We start from the raw sequence: 17,992 nt of genomic DNA, 5'->3' as shown, positions 1-17,992 counted from the left end.
GCGCCGCAACGTCAACCTCAAGATCCTGCTGTTCAACAACCGCATCTACGGGCTGACCAAGGGCCAGTACTCGCCCACCTCGGAGGAGGGCAAGGTCACCAAGTCCACCCCGATGGGCTCCCTCGACCACCCGTTCAACCCCGTCTCCCTCGCGTTGGGTGCGGACGCCACGTTCGTCGCGCGCACGCTCGACAACGACCGGGCGCAGCTGACCGAGATCCTCACCGCCGCCGCCCAGCACCGGGGCAGCGCGTTCGTGGAGATCTACCAGAACTGCCCCATCTTCAACGACGGCGCCTTCGACGTGCTCAAGGAGGCCGGCGAGCGCGAGCGCCGGCTGATCCCCCTCGTCCCGGGCGAGCCCGTCCGCTTCGGCGCCCAGGGCGAGTACGGCGTGGTCCGCGCCGGCTTCGCCGGACTCGAGGTCGCCAAGATCTCCGAAGTCGGCGAGGAAGCGGTGCTCGTGCACGATCCCACCGTGGCCGACCCCAGCTATGCCTTCGCCCTGTCCCAACTGTCCACACAGGACCTTTCGCACACGGTCACCGGCATCTTCCGCAACGTCTCCCGCCCCACGTACGACGACCTCGCCCGCACCCAGGTCGCCGACGCCCGCGCCAAGCGCCCGGCCAACCTGCAGGCGCTGCTGCGCGGCAACGACACCTGGACGGTCAACTGAGCGGTTGCCGGCCGGCGTCAGCGTCGCGGCGGCGCGGTGACCGGAGGCAGGTTCCCGCCGGGGACGGGATGGGTCGGCCGCGCCGTGAACGAGTCGAGGAACTGCTGGTACTCGGCGCTCCCGCTGCCGAATGGCGGACCCTGGAAGCTGGCGGTACGGAACGTGCCGTCGTCGACCCGGTATCGCGCCCAGTACGGGCGGGGCGCTCCCGGCGTGTATCCGAACTCGGTCTCGAACCTGATCCCGGACACCGGATCCGTCCAGGTGATCAGCGACCGCACCGGGTGTTGCGTGCCCACGGCCCGCTGCTCATGGGTGATGTGCGCGAAGTCCTCCATCGAAGGAAGTCGGTCGATGGCCAGCCCGCGATTCGGGTGGTGATGGATCACCATCTCCCACCTTGGCCGGACGCCTCCGCGTAGGTTGTCGGCATCGGCCATCCAGCTGGTCGCCACGAACGACGCCGAGCCCTGCACGCACACGTGCTCGCCGGTTGCCGGGTCGCGGTAGATCCCGGCCTCGCGGGCCGGATCCTCCCGGAGACAGGCCTCGTAGCTGCGCCTGGCTCCCGCGGCGTCCAGACCCCACTCCACCACCCCGGCCGGATCGGTGAGGATCCCGTGCGGGTGCATCTGCTTGACGTCGCGCAGCCAGTCCTCGAACCGCTTGCCGGACTCGCCGCGCTGCCATTCGGCGAAGTCTTCCGCCAGCCCGTGCGGGTCGTTGATCGCCAGGTCCATCAGGGTCTCGCCGTCCGACGTGACGGCCCGGTCCCCCCTGCGAACGAGCTCCTTGAGCGCCGGGTCTTTGATCACCTTGAGGGACTGGTCCAAGCTCCGGGCGGCCGACCGGGCGTCCGCGGGCAGGTCGGCCAGAATCCGGTCACCGAGTCCGGGTTTACCGGCCGCCTGGTCGGCGGTGGTCCGCAGCTTCTCGGACGCGGCGACCAGATCGGCCGCACCGGCGGCCTTCGCGGCTCCGGATCCTGCGTTGGCGACCACGGCCGCCGCCCTGGCTTCGCGGTACGCGGAACGGACGGCCTTGAACACGCCGATGGCGCCCTCAAGTGCCTTCGCCTCGGCGACCCCCTCGAGCAGCCCGGTGGCGATCGACAGGGCGAGCCCGAACAGCGACGGCTCGGTTTGCGAGATGGCCTCCGCCTTCTCCAGGGAGGTCCCCGCGGCCGCCTCCTCCCAGTAGTACTCCTGGAACGCACCGATCACGTCCACCGCACCCATCAGCAGGCCGGCCGCGCCGGCGACGGCGCCGACCCCCGGGACGAAGGACAGGACCAGCAGTCCGGTGCCCATCACGGCCTTGAGCTTGGCCTCGAACTCGGCGTCCGCGGTCAGCCGCCGCACCTTGTCCTCGATCGCCGCGTGCGGAAGCGTCGGCGGCGCTATGGCCAGGCCGCGCTTGGTGCTCTCCCGCAACGCCGGGTCCAGCCAGAACTTGTCGACCTTGTCCGGCTCGTCCATCCGGGACCGCACGTATGCGATGTTGCTGAGCTTGTCGGCGATCTCCTTGCGCATCTCCTCCTTGGCCTTGGCCAACGCGGCCGAGGCGGCGGGACCGGTGGATCCCGGACCGGCGAACTGCGCACCGGAGGCCATCTCCGCCAAGCGTTCCTCGTTGCGCTCCAGTGCGGCCAGGATCGGAAACTTCGTGAAGTGCTTCTGCCGCAACGAGTGGTACTCGCTGAGCACCGGCTCCAAGGTGTTGGGCCGTGCCGCGTCGCCGAGAAGCGGGCCCAACTTGGCGACGGACTCGCGCGCCTTGCGGACCTTCCGCTTGCCGTCGAGCAACTCCTTGGCCGCCCGGATCGCCCCGCGCACGTCGTCGCCGCCCGGCATCGACGGACCGAGGGCGGCCTGCCCGGCGGTCAACGGTTTGGGATTGAAGATCGAGTCATGATCAGGGAATCCGTACCGGCGCGCCTCCCCCTCGATCTTCTGCTCGCTGGACGCGAGCATGCCGCGGACCGAGCCGAGCAACTGCTGCTGAAACTGGGCCTGAGCCGCGGCGGCCTGGCTCTCGACGTCGGCCTGGGCGCGTTCGGCATTGGTTGCCAGCGTGGGTTCGACCTTGACCGACTGCTTGAGCTCCGGGTCCTCGTACGAGTGCCCGCCAGTGGTCGTGGCCCGCATGTCGGCGACAAAACCCTGCTGCCACTTGCGTTCCGCCTCGAGCCCATCGGTCCCGGCCATGCCGGCGAGAAACGTGCGCATGGCGGCCGGCGCAAGACCCAGGATCGCCGAGCCGTAGCGGTAGTGGCCGGGGGCGAGCGGCGGACCGTCCTGCAGCGCGAGCCGTTGCAGGGTCGGGCCTCCCGACCCTTGGACGAACAGTCCGGTCACCGCGCGATTCCCGGCCTGGTGTTGCAAGCCGAGAATCGCGGGACCGGCGGTCGGCCGCTTCAACGGCGGGGAGTCGTGCCGATGCGCCGGCTGCTCGGTGGGTGCCCGGGGGAACAGTTCACGCATCGGTGGACCACCCCCTCCCACCGGCAATCATCCGTCAGCGGCCGATGCGCCGACCAGGTGCCCGGGGGCCGAATAGCTTGCCCCTGCGGGCAGCGACCGTCGGCGTAACCGCTAGTTACCCACCGGCCGGAAGCCGACGCGTTCGGCGTCGGCGGCGGAGCGGAACCAGACTTCGGCGACGGTTCGGCCGAACTGGGGGGAGTCGGGGGTGCAGTAGCGCAGGGCGGTGACGCTGGCCTTGACGGTGAACTCCGGGGAGGGGGAGGCGCCGCCGGGGAGGGGCATCGCCGAGCCGGGGCCGAACGGGCCGGGGGCGCTGGGGCGGGTGGCGGTGGCCGTCGCGGTGGCGGCGCGGAGGCGGTGCGGGGGTGGGGGGACGGCGGGCTGCTCGCTCTCGGCGGGCACCATGGGCTCGAACAGGGAGCGGATCCGCTCGCCGGTCTGGGCGGCGTGCGCGCCGGCGGGTGAGACGGTCTGCACGCCGAACGGGGTCCGGTGCTGCGGCTTGGACGGGATGCGCTTGGGGAGCGCGCTCGGGGTCAGCTCCGGTTCGGTGGATGCCCCGTGCAGCACCTTGGGTTCGATGGTGTGGCGGTTGTTGGCCTTGGTGACCAGCGAGATCGGATCGTCCCGCTTGGCGACGGGCTCGGGGTCGGGTGCGCGCTCGGGCTCGGGTTCGGGGGTGGGCGGTGGGGTGTCTACATCGGACCGGTTGCCGGCGAGGATCGCGTCGAGGGTGACCGCGGCGGGGGGCTCGACGCGCTGGCGGTGGCGTTCGAACTGGCGGGTCTCGGGATCCACCGAGTGTTGCGGCCGGCGCTTCGGCAGCTGGTCCACAGTGGACTCGGGTGGGGCCGCGGGCTCGGCGGCCGGCGGGGGCGGCGGGGACGATGCGGGCGGTGCGGGTTCGGACGGGGGTGCGGCCGGGTCGTCGCCGAGGTCGTCGACCAGGGAGTCGTCGGCCGCGGCCTTGCCGGCCTCGTCGATCTGGCGGATCACCTCGGCCGGGATCGGCGTGGTGCGCTGGGTGAAGATCGTGCCGCGCTCATCGGCGTCATCGTCGTCGATCAGGTGGTGGTCGCCGCGGCGCTGCTGCTGGGCGCCCGGCTCGTCGAACCAGTCGCGGCCGGGGCCGGACGGTGTCTCGCCGGCCGGCTCGACGAGCGGGGCGCTGTGCGCGCCGATGTACTGGGTGGGGTCGGTCCGGGGCGCGGGCGCCTTGGTGGGTTCGGCCAGGGTTCCGCTGGCCGACAGGTTCAGCGCGCCGCGCTCGGTGGCCTCGTCGGGGCGGTACGGCGTGGACGGGATGTCCTGCGCGGCGTAGGCCCTGGTCAGCATGTCGGCCCGGATCTCGTCCTGGCTGCCGGTGTCGTCGAAGCCGGGCACCATGCCGCGCGGTGAGGACGGCGGCTCGGCGGATCGGGCGCGCTCGGTGGCCGCGCCGACCTTGGCGTCGGCCCGCATGGCCGACAGCCGGCTCTCGAGCGCGTCGATCCGCCTGCGGACCGGGAGAACCAGCAGCACCCAGCAGAGCAGGGCGCCGAGCAGGAAGGCCAGCAGGCTCCATAACCACACCTGCCCGAAGATCGGCATCGCCTAACTCCCTCCAGGACCCGCCACCTCCGGGCGTGTCCTCCGGTGCTCCGCCCTGAAGAGGCTACTGCGGGCGGGTGAGCGGCCAGCAGCGACCGGCCGTTTGCAGGCCGACAACACGCAACGTAACCGGCGTGACCTCGGACGAGCGGCCCTATCGGGAGCGGGCGACCACGTAGCGTGCCAACAGCTCGAGCGCGTCCCGTGCCGGGCAGGGCGGCAGCGCGTCCAGCTCGGCCCTGGCCCTGGCGGCGTAGTCCGCAAGCGTCCGGGCGGCCTGGCGCAGCCCTGGCGAGTGGCGCAGCAGGGTGAGCGCCTCGTCGACGGCGGCGTCGTCGGTGATCGGGCCGGACAGCAGCTCGCGCAGCCGGGCGCTGCCGTCGGCGGGGTCGGCGAGCGCGTAGAGCATCGGCAGCGTCTGCACGCCCTCGCGCAGGTCCGTGCCGGGCGTCTTGCCGGACTCGGCGGCCGGCGAGGCGATGTCGATGACGTCGTCGGAGATCTGGAACGCGGTGCCGATCAGCTGGCCGTACCGGTGCAGCGCCTCGACCTGCTCCGGCGTGGCGCCGGAGTGCATCGCGCCGTACCGGCCGGCCGTGGCGATCAGCGAGCCGGTCTTCTGCGCGATCACCGACAGGTAGTGCGCGACCGGGTCCTCGCCGGCGCGCGGGCCGACGGTCTCCCGCATCTGGCCGGTGACCAGCTCGCCCATGGTCTCGGCGATGATCCGGGCCGCGTCGCTGCCGAGGTCGGCCACCAGCCGGGACGCGTGCGCGAACAGGAAGTCGCCGGTCAGGATCGCGATCGTGTTGTCCCACCTGGCGTTCACGCTGGCCTCGCCGCGACGCATGGTGGCCTCGTCCATCACGTCGTCGTGGTACAGCGTGGCAAGGTGCACCAGCTCGACCGCGGCCGCCGCGGTGATCACCGCGTCGGTGTTGCCGCCGGCGAACTGCGCGCACAGCAGCGTGAACACCGGCCGGAACCGCTTGCCCCCGGCCTTCACCAGGTGCGTCGCCGCCTGGTTGACGAACTCGACGTCGCTGTGCACGACCGCGTGGAGCGTGTCCTCCACCCGGACCAGGCCCTCGGCCAGCGCCTTCACCAGCTCGGGGTCGGCGTCGTCCAGCCCAAGCCGGGTCGGCAGGGAGGCAACGGTTGGGTTAGCCACACCTCAGCGTAACGGGCACGATCGCGCTCCGTCCGCGCACTGTGTCGGTCGTCAACGCAGCGCGAAGGATCCCGCACCCGCCCAGTCGAGGGCGAACGCCGGAGCGATCCCGAGCAGCAGGGTGACCAGCACCCCCAGCGTGATCGCGGCCGTGGTGAACGCCCCCGGCACGGTGACCGTCGGCCCGTCCGGCGCCGGCTCGCTGAAGTACATCAGCACGATCACCCGCAGGTAGAAGAACGCCGCCACGGCGCTGGCCACCAGCGCGATCACCACGAGCGGCTGCATCCCGTTGGCGAACGCCGCCGAGAACACCACGAACTTGCCGACGAAGCCGCTGGTCAGCGGGATGCCGGCGAGCGCGAGCAGGATGAATGTGAACACCGCGGCCACCAGCGGCGACCGCTTGGCCAGCCCGGCCCACTGGGACAGGTGCGTGGCCTCGCCGTCGGCGTCGCGCACCAGGCTGATCACGCCGAACGCGGCCACCGTGGTGAAGCCGTAGGTGAGCAGGTAGAACAGCGTGCTGGACAGCCCGTCCGGGGTGAGCACGATCGCGCCGATCAGCATGAAGCCGGCGTGCGCGATCGACGAGTAGGCGATCATCCGCTTGATGTCGGTCTGGGTCAGCCCGAGCACCGCGCCGATCACCATCGACACGATCGCCACGCCCCACAGCACCCCGCGCCACTCCCAGTTGGTCGACTCGAAGCCCACGCCGAGCACGCGCAGGATCCCGCCGAACGCGGCCACCTTCGTGCAGGCCGCCATGAACGCGGTGACCGGCGTCGGCGCGCCCTGGTAGACGTCCGGGGTCCAGGTGTGGAACGGGCCGACCGAGCCCTTGAACAGCAGGCCGACCACGAGCAGCCCGAAGCCGCCGAACAGCAACGCGTCCGACCGGTCGGTGCCGGCCGCGGCGTTGGCGATGTCGGCGAGGCGCACCGAGCCGGCGTAGCCGTACAGCAGGGCAAGGCCGTACAGGAAGAACGCCGAGGCGAACGCCCCGAGCAGGAAGTACTTGACCGCGGCCTCCTGCGACAGGAGTCTCCTACGCCGGGCCAGCCCGGCCATCAGGTACAGCGGAAGGCTGAGCACCTCCAGCGCGATGAACATGGTCAGCAGGTCGTTGGCCGCGCAGAAGACCATCATGCCGCCGAGCGAGAACAGCGCCAGCGGGAACACCTCAGTCGACATCTGGAACCGCGCGGTCTCGGTCGGGTGCGCGTGCGCGCCGAGCCGCTGCTCGCGGTCCTGCACGGTGCCCGGCCGGATCGCCGCCTGGGCCACCAGCGCGCCGCCCGGCTCCACCGAGCGGTCGGCCACCAGCAGCAGCGCGCCGACCGACAGCGCGAGCAGCGTTCCCCACAGGAACAGTGCCGGCCGGTCCACCGCGATCGTGCCGGCCAGCGTGACCTCGCCCTGCGCCGGCGCGTCGGTGAGGTAGGTGGCCAGCGCGATGCCGGAGCCGGCGAGCGCGACCAGGGTGAGGAACACCTGGGCCGGCCACCGCTGGTGCCGCGGCAGGAACGCCTCGACCAGCACGCCGAGGCAGGCGGCGCCGAGCACGATCAGCACCGGCATGATCGCCGGGTAGTTGATCGCCGGGAGCGCCTCCTTCACCGGCTGGGTCACGTCGCCGGGCTGGCCCGGTTGCACCAGCAGGAGTAGTTGGGACACCTCAGTTTCCTCCCACCGGGTCGGACAGGCCGACGGAGCTCATCGTCGCGTCGACCGCCGGAGTGATCACGTCGAGGACCGGCTTGGGGTACAGGCCGATGCCGACGATCAGGATCACCAGCGGCACCAGCACGGCCTTCTCCCGGCCGTTGAGGTCGGCGACCGCCTTGCGCGCGCCCACCTCGGGATCGGTCGCGGTGCCGGGGCCACCGGCCACGCCCACCAGCGCGGTGCCGCGGACCGGGCCGTGCATCACCCGCTGGTAGAACCAGAGCACGTAGAGCGCGGCCATGATCATGCCGACCGCGCCCAGGATGGTGAACACCGGCTCGCGCGCGTACGAGCCGACCAGCACCAGGAACTCGCTGATGAACGAGTTGGTGCCGGGCAGTGACAGCGTGGTCAGGCCGGCCAGCAGCAGCATGCCGCCGAGCACCGGGGTCACCGCGTACATCCCGCCGTAGTCGGAGATCTGCGTCGAGCCGCCGCGCGCGATCACCATGCCGATCACCAGGATCAGCATCCCGGTGGCGATGCTGTGGTTGACCATGTAGGACACCGAGCCGACCTGCGACTGGGTGCTGAAGGCGAAGACGCCGAGCGCGATGAATCCGAAGTGGGCGATGGACACGTAGGCGATGAGCCGCTTCATGTCCCGCTGCCCGGTGGCCAGCAACGCTCCATAGAGGATCCCGGCGACCGCGAGCACCAGCACCAGCGGCGCGAGGGTCTTGCTGGCCTCGGGGAACATCGGCAGCAGGTAGCGCAGGAAACCGAACGTGCCGACCTTGTCCAGGATGCCGACGATCAGCACGGTCACCACGATCGGCGCCTCGGCCGCGGCGTCCGGCAGCCAGGTGTGCAGCGGCACCAGCGGCGCCTTGATGGCGAACGCGATGAAGAAGCCGAGGAACAGCCAGATCTGGGTGGACAGTGGGGCGTCGCGCACGACGGCGACCAGCGTGGGCCAGTCGAACGTGCCCCGGCCCAGCTCGGCGGAGGCCATCGAGTAGGCGCCGATCGCCGACGCGAGCATGATCATGCCGCCGAGGAACGAGTACAGGAAGAACTTCACGGCCGCGTACTGCCTGCGTGCCCCACCGTAGGAGCCGATCAGGAAGTACATCGGGATGAGCATGACCTCGAACAGGACGTAGAACACGAACACATCGGTGGCGGCGAACACACCGATGGTCAGCGCCTGCTCGAGCAGGATCAGGGCAAGGAAGCCGGCCGCCGAGCGCCCCTCGGGCAGCCGGTCCACCCAGCTTGCGCCGATCAGCAGCGGAACGAGCAGGGCGATGATCGCGATCATCACCAGCGCGATGCCGTCCACCCCGAACGCCAGGTGCACGCCGAGCGCGGGGATCCAGTCCACCGAGAAGTGCTGCTGCAGCCGCGCGCCACCCGGCTCGAAGGACACCCACGAGAGCACCGCGAGCACGAACTCGGCCAACCCGAACAGCAGCGCGGTCCGCCTGGCCAGCAGGTCGTTGTCGCGCAGGAACGCCACCACGAGCGCGCCGACCACCGGCACCAGCAGCAACGCGACCAGCAGCGCCGACCCAGACGAGGAGACGCTCATGCCGCAACACCTGCCTCGCTCCGCGCCGCCCGCCACGCACTCGCGCCATCACGCGTTGCGCTATCACGCGCCTGGAAAGTGCGCGCTACGAAAGTGTCGCTGGGGTCGACCAATCTTTGTCGAGGGCGGCCGCCGCACGGCGACAAGGGCAGGGCGAGGAACGAGCCCTGCCCGCAGGCGTCGTCAGGTGACCACCTACGCAACCCAGCCACCCAACCCCGGCCCGCAACCACCAAAGCAAAACGACCCGAGGCCGCTCGCCGAAGGCGACCGGCGGCCTTGCCCGAGATAGAAAACACTGGAAAACAACTGCTCATGCGTACCTCACCGCCAGCAGAGCCGCAACCATGAGGATCGAACCTCCGAGCATGGTCAGCGCGTAGGAGCGCACGAATCCGGTTTGCAGCCGGCGCAATCGGCCCGAGCTGCCGCCCAGCCCGGCGGCGATGCCGTTCACCAGGCCGTCAACACCCTTGTTGTCCACATAGACCAGTGCTCTGGTCAGCCAGGTGCCTGGCCGGGCCACCAGCGCCTCGTTGAGCGCGTTGCCGTACAGGTCGTTGCGGGCGGCCCGGACAACGGCGGACACCGGCTCCGGCTTGACCACCGGGACGGACTTGCGGCCGACGAACAGCCAGGCGGCCACCGCGCCGAGCAGCATCAGCCCGATCGACAGCACCACGAGCACCGCATCGGGCAGCACGTGGTGCCCGCTCTCGTCCAGCTCGCCAAGTGCCGGGGAAAGCCAGTGCGCCAACCGGTTGTCCCCGGTGGAGAAGTACGCGCCGGCGCCGATCGAGCCGAGCGCCAAGATGATCATCGGAACGGTCATCACCGGCGGCGCCTCGTGCGGGTGGAAGTCGCGGCCGTCGGAGGACTTCAGGTTCTCCCACCGCTTCTCGCCGAAGAACGTCATGAACATCAGGCGGGTCATGTAGAACGCGGTCAGCGCAACGCCCAGCATGGCCGCGCCGCCGATGACCCAGGCCCGCCACTCCTCCTGCTGCGCGAAGGCCGCCTCGATGATCGCGTCCTTGGAGAAGTACCCGGACAGGAACGGGAACCCGATCAACGCAAGGTAGCCGAGTCCGAAGGTGACGAACGTGATCGGCATGACCCGCCACAGGCCGCCGTACTTGCGCATGTCGACCTCGTCGTTCATGCCGTGCATGACCGCGCCGGCGCCGAGGAACAGTCCGGCCTTGAAGAAGCCGTGGGTCAGCAGGTGCGCGATGCCAAGCGCGTAGCCGGCCGGGCCGAGGCCGACCGCCAGCATCATGTAGCCGATCTGGCTGACCGTCGAGTACGCCAGCACCTTCTTGATGTCGTCGTACGCGCAGCCGATGATGCACCCGATCAGGAGCGTGATCGCGCCGATCAGCGTCACGATCAGCCGGCCGTCCGGGTTCGCGTTGTAGATCGGGTTGGACCTGGCCACCAGGTACACCCCGGCGGTGACCATGGTCGCGGCGTGGATCAGGGCGGAGACCGGGGTCGGGCCCTCCATCGCGTCGGGCAACCAGGACTGCAGCGGGAACTGGCCGGACTTGCCGCACGCGCCGAGCAGCAGCAACAGGCACAGCGCCAGCACGGTGGCCGAGTCCAGCTCGTTGATCCGGCCGAACACCTCGGTGTACTGGGTCGTGCCGAGCTGGCTGAACATGATGAAGATGGCCAGCGCCAGGCCGACGTCGCCGACCCGGTTCATCAGGAACGCCTTCTTGGCCGCGGTGGCCGCCGACGGGCGGTTGGTGTACCAGCCGATCAGCAGGTACGAGGCCAGGCCGACGCCCTCCCAACCAAGGTAGAGCGTCACGAACCCGTTGCCGAGCACCAGCAGCAGCATCGCCGCGGCGAACAGGTTGAAGTAGCCGAAGTAGCGGCGCCGGTTCGGGTCGGACCCCATGTAGCCGACCGAGTAGACGTGGATCAGCCCGCCGACACCGGTGATCAGCAACGCGAAGCTGAGCGACAGCGGGTCGATCCGCATGCCGAAGTCGACCTGCAGCGCGTTGACCGGGATCCAGGAGAACAGGTGGATCTCGCTGACCCGCTGGCTCTCCTCGCGGCCGACCGTGTCGAAGAGCAGGATCACCGCGTATACGAACGCGAGGAGCACGGTCGCACAGCCGAGCAGGTGGCCCCAGCGGTCGGTGCGCCGGCCGCCGGCCAGCAGCACCAGCGCGCCGAACGCAGGCAGGGCGAGCAGCAGCCAGGCGGCGCTGGCGACCCCGGTGGCCTGCTGCACCTGCTCCTGCGCGGCAGCGGCCAGGGTTGCGGTTCCCGTCACCGAGTTCCCCTTAGTACTTCAGCAGGTTGGAGTCGTCCACAGAGGACGAGCGGCGGGTACGGAAGATGGACATGATGATGGCGAGCCCGACCACGACCTCGGCCGCCGCCACCACCATCACGAAGAACGCCATCACCTGGCCGTCCAGGGTGCCGTTGATCCGGGAGAAGGTGACCAGGGTGAGGTTGACGGCGTTGAGCATCAGCTCGATGCACATGAACACCACGATCGCGTTGCGCCGCACCAGAACCCCGACGGCGCCGATGGTGAACAGCAGCGCGGAAAGCAGCAGGTAGTACGTCGGCGTCATGGCGTCTCCTCCGCCGGCTTCTCGGACCCGACCAGCGCGTGGGCGTCGGGCGTCGGCCCGGTCCCGGCCACCGCCTTCACCTCGTCGGCGAACTGCTCGGCCGCGGTCGCCTCGATGAGCCCGGACAGCGACTCCGGCGCCACCGAGCCGTCCGGCAGGAGCGCGGGCGTGGCCACCGAGTTGGACGTGGCGAACACGCCGGGGCCCGGCAGCGGCGACGGCCGGTCGTGCTCGCCGCGGAACCTGGCCACGACGAGCTCCTTCTGCGTCCGGCGGCCACGCACGTGCCGGTCGACGTAGCCGAGGATCATCGCGCCCACCGCCGCGGTGATCAGCAGGGCGGAGGTGAGCTCGAACGGGAACAGGTAGTCGGTGAACAGCAGCCGGCCGATGTTGTAGACGTTTCCCCTGCCGCCGTTGGCATCCGGCCCGGTGAGTCCGACCGGCAGGGCCGCCGAGATGCCCCTGGCCAGCGCGCCGACCACGAGCCCGCCGAGCCCGATGCCCAGCACCGCCGCCCACAACCGTTGCCCGCGCAGCACTTCGACCACCGAGTCCGAGGAGTCCCGGCCGACCAGCATCAGCACGAACAGGAACAGCATCATGATGGCGCCGGTGTAGACGATGATCTGCACGAAGCCGAGGAACGCCGCCTGCTGCACCAGGTACAGCACGCCGAGGCTGAACATGGTGAGCACCAGGAACAGCGCGGAGTGCACGGCGTTGCGGGCGAAGATCATGCCAAGCGCGCCGCCGAGCGCCATCGGGCCGAGGACCCAGAACGCGACGGCCTCGCCGGTGGACACCTCGGCCGCGGCCTGGGCGAGAACCAGGGATGTCACTTGCTCTCCTCCCCCACCGGGTCGGGGTAGCCCCACTTGCGCGCAAGCTGCTTGCCGTTGACGTAGTAGTCCTGTTCGGAGTCACCGAGCCGCATGTCGTGCGGTGGCTGCTCCATGCCGGGCAGCAGCGGGGCGAGCAGCTGCTCCTTGGTCCAGATCAGGTCCTGGCGGTTGTCGTCGGCCAGCTCGTAGTCGTTGAGCATGGTCAGCGACCGGGTCGGGCAGGCCTCGATGCACAGCCCGCAACCGATGCACCGCAGGTAGTTGATCTGGTAGTCCTTGCCGTAGCGCTCGCCGGGGGAGTACCGCTCCTCGTCGGTGTTGTCCCCGCCCTCGACGAAGATCGCGTCGGCCGGGCAGGCCCAGGCGCACAGCTCGCAGCCGACGCACTTCTCCAGCCCGTCCGGGTGCCGGTTGAGCTGGTGCCGCCCGTGGTAGCGCGGCGCGGCCGGGGCGCCGATCTCCGGGTACTCCTCGGTGACGACCTTCTTGAACATCGTCGAGAAGGTGACCCCGAAGCCCTTGATCGGGTCGAAGAATCCCATCTCAGTCGGTCTCCTTCTCCTGGTCCGGGGCGCCGGCGCCGACCCTGGCCCGGTCCCGCCGGCCCGGCCGCACCTTGCGCTTGGGCTTGCCCGGAATCTGCAGATCCAGCGGCGGGACCGGATATCCGCCACCGGTCACCGGAACCTGGTCCTCGTCGGGCACCTGGCGCTCCGGCAGCAGCAAGGACAGTCCGATGAGGACAACCAGCACGATGCCCGAGCCCAGCAGCCACTGCCCGGTGGACAGACCCTCGTCGACGATCACGTTGACCGCGATCACCACGACGATCCACACCAGGTTGATCGGCACCAGCACCTTCCAGCCGATCCGCATGAACTGGTCGTAGCGCAACCGGGGCAGCGTGCCGCGCAGCCAGATGTAGATGAACAGCAGCACCAGCGTCTTGCCGAGGAACCACAGCAGCGGCCACCAGCCGGTGTTGAAGTAGTTGTCGTTGATCAGTGAGATCGGCCACGGCGCCATGTACCCGCCGAGGAACAGGGTCGTGGCGAACGCCGAGACGATCACCATGTTGGTGTACTCGGCGAGGAAGAACAGCGCGAACTTCATCGAGCTGTACTCGGTGTGGAAGCCGCCGACCAGCTCGGACTCCGCCTCCGGCAGGTCGAACGGGGCCCGGTTGGTCTCGCCGACCATGGAGATCAGGTAGATCACGAAGCTCGGGGCCAGCGCCAGCGCGTACCAGATGCTGTGCTGCGCGTCCACGATGTCCCCCGTGGACAGCGAGCCGGCGAACACGATCACGGCCACGAAGGACAGGCCCATGGCGATCTCGTAGGAGATCACCTGGGCGGCCGAGCGCAGCCCGCCGAGCAGCGGGTAGGGCGAGCCCGACGACCACCCGGCCAGAACGATCCCGTACACGCCCATCGACGAGCAGGCCAGGATCACCAGCACCCCGACCGGCAGGTCGACCAGCTGCAGCACGGTCCGCTCGCCGAAGATCGACACCTCCGGTCCGAACGGGATGACCGAGAACGCCACGATGGCCGGGATCGTCGAGACCAGCGGCGCCAGCCAGTACACCTTGCGGTCGGCCGTGGTCGGGATGATCTGCTCCTTGAACGGCAGCTTGATCGCGTCCGCGACCGACTGCAGCCAGCCGTTCGGGCCGACCCGGTTGGGCCCCGGCCGCTGCTGCATCCGCGCGACCACCTTGCGCTCCCAGATGATCATGAACGTGGTCATGATCGGGCCGAGCAGCAGCAGGATCACGACCTTGATCAGGATCAGCCAGATCGGGTCGTCGGCAAGCAATGCGGCCCTATCCATCCCCGCCTCCAGGGGTCACAGCGCTTTTCGCGGCTTTGCGCGCGACGCAATCGCGCCGGCGCGGCCGGCAATGCGGCAACGTCACCTTGGCATCGATCCAGGCCCCGCCACCGAGATAGCGGGCCTTCGGCCACAAGGCGCGCTCAGTAGTCGCCGTGATTGCCGCGAATGTCATGTGGCAGGCCCTTCCGTCACCGACACGACATCGCCGTGCACGGCGCCGAGCACCGACCGGACGGCGGACGGCCCGGAGTTGGTGGGCAGCCACACCACGCCGTCCGGCAGGTCCGCGTGCTGCACCGGCACGGTGATCGAGCCGCGCTCGGTGGCCACGGTCACCGTCGCGGCGCCGTCCACCCCGAGCACCCGCGCGGTGTTCGCCGAAAGCCTGGCCACCACCGGGCGCGCGGTGCCGGCCAGGTGCGGCTCGTCCACCTGCAACGAGCCGTTGTCCAGCAGCTGGTGCCAGGTGGCCAGCAGCACCTGGGTGTCGCTCCTCGGCAGCACGGGTTGCGCCGGCAGCACCGAGGGCGCCGCCGCGGCCCGCGGCACCGCGCCGCGCAGCCGCTCGAGATCCGCGGCCGCCGCCTCCGGCGTCTGGGTGAACAGGTCGACGTCCATCTCCACGGCCAAGGTGTCCAGCACACGGCAGTCGGCAAGCGCGCCGGTCTGCTCGAGCGTGATGGCGAACCTGCGGCGCCGGCCCTCCCAGTTGAGGTAGCTGCCGGACTTCTCGACCGCGGGCGCGACCGGCAGGACGACGTCGGCGTGCGCGGTCGCCGCGCTTGGCCGAAGCTCAAGGCTGACCACGAAGCCGGCCCCGGCCAGCGCCCGCCGCGCCAGCTCGGGGTCGGGCAGGTCGTGCGGGTCGACGCCGCCGATCAGCAGGCCGTCCAGCTCGCCGCCGGCCAGCGCGGTCAGGATCTGCGTGGTGTCGCGGCCCGGCTCGGTGGGCAGCGCGCCGGGCTCCAGCCCCCACACGTGCCCGACCTCGGCGCGCGCCGACACGTCGTCGACCAATCGCCCGCCCGGCAACAGGTTCGGCACGGCGCCGGCGTCAAGCGCGCCGCGCTCCCCGGCCCTGCGCGGCACCCAGGCGATCTTCGCCCCGGTCTGCGCGGACAGCGCGAGCACCGCGGTGAGCAGGCCGGGCACCGTGGCCGCCCGCTCGCCGACCATGATCACCGCACCGCCGGCGCTGAGCGCGTCGTGGATGTCCGGGGCGTGCCCGGCCAGTCCCGCGACCGCGGCCGCCTCGCCGCCGGGAACGCAGGACAGCAGCGTGCCGAAGCTCTTCTCCACGGCCGGCGACGTCCACTGTCCGATGTGGAACACCTTGGTCCGGCCGGTGCGCGCCGCCTTGCGCAGCCGCAGGAAGACGACCGGCGCCTCCTCCTCCGGCTCGAACGCCACGCACAGCACAGCCGGCGCCGCCTCGAGCCCGGCGAACGTCACGCCACCGCTGTCCGGGGTCACACCGACCACGGTGGACGACAGGAAGGCCAGCTCCTCGGCCGAGTGCGGCCGGGCCCGGAAGTCGATGTCGTTGGTGCGCAACGCGATCCGGGCGAACTTGGCGTAGGCGTATGCGTCCTCGACGGTGAGCCGGCCGCCGGTGAGCACCGCGGCGCCCTTGCCGTCGCGGGCCTTGGCCAGGCCGTCGGCCGCGATCCGCAGCGCGTCCGTCCAGGATGCCGGCGCCAGCTCACCGGTCTTGGCGTCGCGCACCATGGGCCGGGTGAACCGGTCCGCCGCGCTGGCGTAGCGGAACGCGAACCGGCCCTTGTCGCAGTTCCACTCCTCGTTGACCTCCGGGTCGTTGCCGGCCAGCCGGCGCATCACCTTGCCGCGCCGCCAGTCCGTGCGGGTGGCGCAGCCGACCGCGCAGTGCTCGCACACGCTCGGCGTGGACACCAGGTCGAACGGGCGGGCCCGGAACCGGTACGCCGCGCTGGTCAGCGCGCCCACCGGGCAGATCTGGATGGTGTTGCCGGAGAAGTAGCTCTGGAACGGCCGGCCCTCGGCGATGCCGACCTGTTGCATCGCGCCCCGCTCGAGCATCTCGATGAACGGGTCGCCGGCGATCTGGTCGGAGAACCGGGTGCAGCGCTGGCACAGCACGCACCGCTCGCGGTCCAGCAGCACCTGGGTGGACACCGGGATGGGCTTGGCGAACGTCCGCTTCGGCTCGCGAAACCGGGAGTCGGGCCGGCCGTGCCCCATCGCCTGGTTCTGCAGTGGACACTCGCCGCCCTTGTCGCAGACCGGGCAGTCCAGCGGGTGGTTGATCAGCAGCAGCTCCATCACGCCCTGCTGTGCCTTGTCCGCCACCGGCGAGGTGCGCTGGGTCTTGACCACCATGCCGTCGGCGACCGTGATGGTGCAGCTCGCCTGCGGCTTGGGCATCGGCCGGCCGCCCATCTCGACCTCGACCAGGCACTGCCGGCAGGCGCCGGCCGGGTCGAGCAGCGGGTGGTCGCAGAACCGCGGGATCACGGTGCCGAGGCGCTCGGCCGTGCGGATGAGCAGCTCACCCTTTGGCGCGATGACCTCGACGCCGTCGATGGTCAGCCGGACGTGCCCCTCGGGTACGGGGGCCGCCTCCGGCTTTTCTTCGATCGCTGTCATGAGTTAGCTCCGGCGAGCGCAGGGGTCGGGGCCTTGTTCTGGTCGCAGAGTGCGAGGAACTCGTCCCGGAAGTACTTGATGCCGCTGACGATCGGGCTCACCGCGCCGTCACCGAGGGCGCAGAACGAGCGGCCGAAGATGTTGTCGCAGATGTCCAGCAGCGTGTCGATGTCGGACTCGGTGCCCTTGCCGTCGACCATCCGCTCGAGGATGCCGGCGAGCCAGTAGGTGCCCTCGCGGCACGGGGTGCACTTGCCGCAGGACTCGTGCTCGTAGAACTGCGTCCACTTCATCACGGCCCACGGCACCGAGACGGTCTCGTTGAACACCATGACCGCGGTGGTGCCGAGCATCGAGCCGGCCGCGGCCGCGCCCTCGAAGTCCAGCGGGGTGTCCAGGTGCTCGGCGGTGAACATCGGCGTGGAGGACCCGCCCGGCGTCCAGAACTTCAGCGGGATGCCGTCCTTCATGCCGCCGGCCATGTCGAGCAGCTGGCGCAGCGTGGTGCCCAGCGGCGCCTCGTACTGGCCGGGCTTCTCGACGTGGCCGGAGATCGAGTAGATCTTCGGGCCTGGCGAGCGCTCGGTGCCCATGGTGCGGAACCAGTCCGCGCCACCGTTGACGATGAAGGGAACAGACGCGATGGTCTCGACGTTGTTCACTGTGGTGGGTGCGGCGTAGAGGCCCGCCGCCGCCGGGAACGGCGGCTTGAGGCGGGGCTGACCGCGGCGGCCCTCCAGCGAGTCGAGGAGTGCCGTCTCCTCACCGCAGATGTACGCGCCGGCGCCGGCGTGCACGGTGATCTCCAGGCCGAAGCCGGAGCCGAGGATGTCCTCACCCAGGTAGCCCGCCGCCTTGGCCTCGCGGACCGCCGCGTTGAGGCGGCGGATGC

13 protein-coding genes are annotated in these 17,992 nt (G+C 70.5%); 1 reads left to right on the top strand and 12 read right to left on the bottom strand.

Translation table 11 applies throughout. The features are described 5' to 3' along the window. Positions 1-679, top strand: a 679-nt coding sequence (locus VGX25_RS21755; protein ID WP_326919704.1) for a thiamine pyrophosphate-dependent enzyme, incomplete at its 5' end; no start/stop codon positions are given. Positions 680-696: 17 nt separating this feature from the next. Here VGX25_RS21755 and VGX25_RS21750 read toward each other — a convergent pair. From VGX25_RS21750 to VGX25_RS21695, 12 genes are all read right to left on the bottom strand, one after another. Continuing rightward, entirely contained in the window at positions 697-3,162 is a 2,466-nt protein-coding gene (locus tag VGX25_RS21750; protein WP_326919703.1) for a hypothetical protein, read from the bottom strand. A gap of 111 nt (positions 3,163-3,273) precedes the next feature. Next, positions 3,274-4,755, bottom strand: coding sequence for a hypothetical protein (locus tag VGX25_RS21745; protein WP_326919702.1), 1,482 nt, complete (start codon positions 4,753-4,755; stop codon positions 3,274-3,276). Positions 4,756-4,909: 154 nt separating this feature from the next. Then, entirely contained in the window at positions 4,910-5,926 is a 1,017-nt protein-coding gene (locus tag VGX25_RS21740; RefSeq protein ID WP_326919701.1) for a polyprenyl synthetase family protein, read from the bottom strand. A gap of 51 nt (positions 5,927-5,977) precedes the next feature. Further along, positions 5,978-7,510, bottom strand: a complete 1,533-nt coding sequence (gene nuoN, locus VGX25_RS21735) for an NADH-quinone oxidoreductase subunit NuoN (protein WP_414635906.1) — start codon at positions 7,508-7,510, stop codon at positions 5,978-5,980. 97 nt (positions 7,511-7,607) lie between these two features. Further along, positions 7,608-9,191, bottom strand: a complete 1,584-nt coding sequence (locus VGX25_RS21730; RefSeq protein WP_326919700.1) for an NADH-quinone oxidoreductase subunit M — start codon at positions 9,189-9,191, stop codon at positions 7,608-7,610. 313 nt (positions 9,192-9,504) lie between these two features. Further along, positions 9,505-11,463 (bottom strand): NADH-quinone oxidoreductase subunit L, encoded by a 1,959-nt coding sequence (nuoL, locus tag VGX25_RS21725; RefSeq protein ID WP_414635905.1) that lies wholly within the window; start codon positions 11,461-11,463, stop codon positions 9,505-9,507. A gap of 28 nt (positions 11,464-11,491) precedes the next feature. Next, positions 11,492-11,791: an NADH-quinone oxidoreductase subunit NuoK gene (gene nuoK, locus VGX25_RS21720; RefSeq protein WP_326919698.1), complete on the bottom strand. Its 300-nt coding sequence runs from the start codon at positions 11,789-11,791 to the stop codon at positions 11,492-11,494. Further along, the gene (locus VGX25_RS21715; RefSeq protein ID WP_326919697.1) at positions 11,788-12,633 is read right to left on the bottom strand and encodes an NADH-quinone oxidoreductase subunit J; all 846 of its coding nucleotides are present in this window, start codon (positions 12,631-12,633) and stop codon (positions 11,788-11,790) included. The genes nuoK and VGX25_RS21715 overlap by 4 nt, the downstream gene beginning before the upstream one ends. Next, positions 12,630-13,178 carry an NADH-quinone oxidoreductase subunit NuoI gene (gene nuoI, locus VGX25_RS21710; RefSeq protein WP_326919696.1) on the bottom strand — a complete coding sequence of 183 codons (549 nt, stop codon included), beginning with the start codon at positions 13,176-13,178 and terminating at the stop codon, positions 12,630-12,632. The genes VGX25_RS21715 and nuoI overlap by 4 nt, the downstream gene beginning before the upstream one ends. 1 nt (position 13,179) lies before the next feature. Beyond that, complete coding sequence (gene nuoH, locus VGX25_RS21705; protein ID WP_326919695.1) at positions 13,180-14,472, bottom strand: NADH-quinone oxidoreductase subunit NuoH; 1,293 nt, start codon at positions 14,470-14,472, stop codon at positions 13,180-13,182. A gap of 171 nt (positions 14,473-14,643) precedes the next feature. Further along, complete coding sequence (locus tag VGX25_RS21700; protein WP_326919694.1) at positions 14,644-17,100, bottom strand: NADH-quinone oxidoreductase subunit G; 2,457 nt, start codon at positions 17,098-17,100, stop codon at positions 14,644-14,646. Next, on the bottom strand, positions 17,097-17,992 hold an 896-nt coding region (locus VGX25_RS21695), incomplete at its 5' end, for a complex I 51 kDa subunit family protein (protein ID WP_326919693.1). The genes VGX25_RS21695 and VGX25_RS21700, both read right to left, overlap by 4 nt.

It is taken from the genome of Actinophytocola sp. (assembly GCF_035942955.1).
Lineage (GTDB): Bacteria > Actinomycetota > Actinomycetes > Mycobacteriales > Pseudonocardiaceae > DASYTH01.
This window is presented reverse-complemented; position numbering and strand designations above follow the sequence as displayed.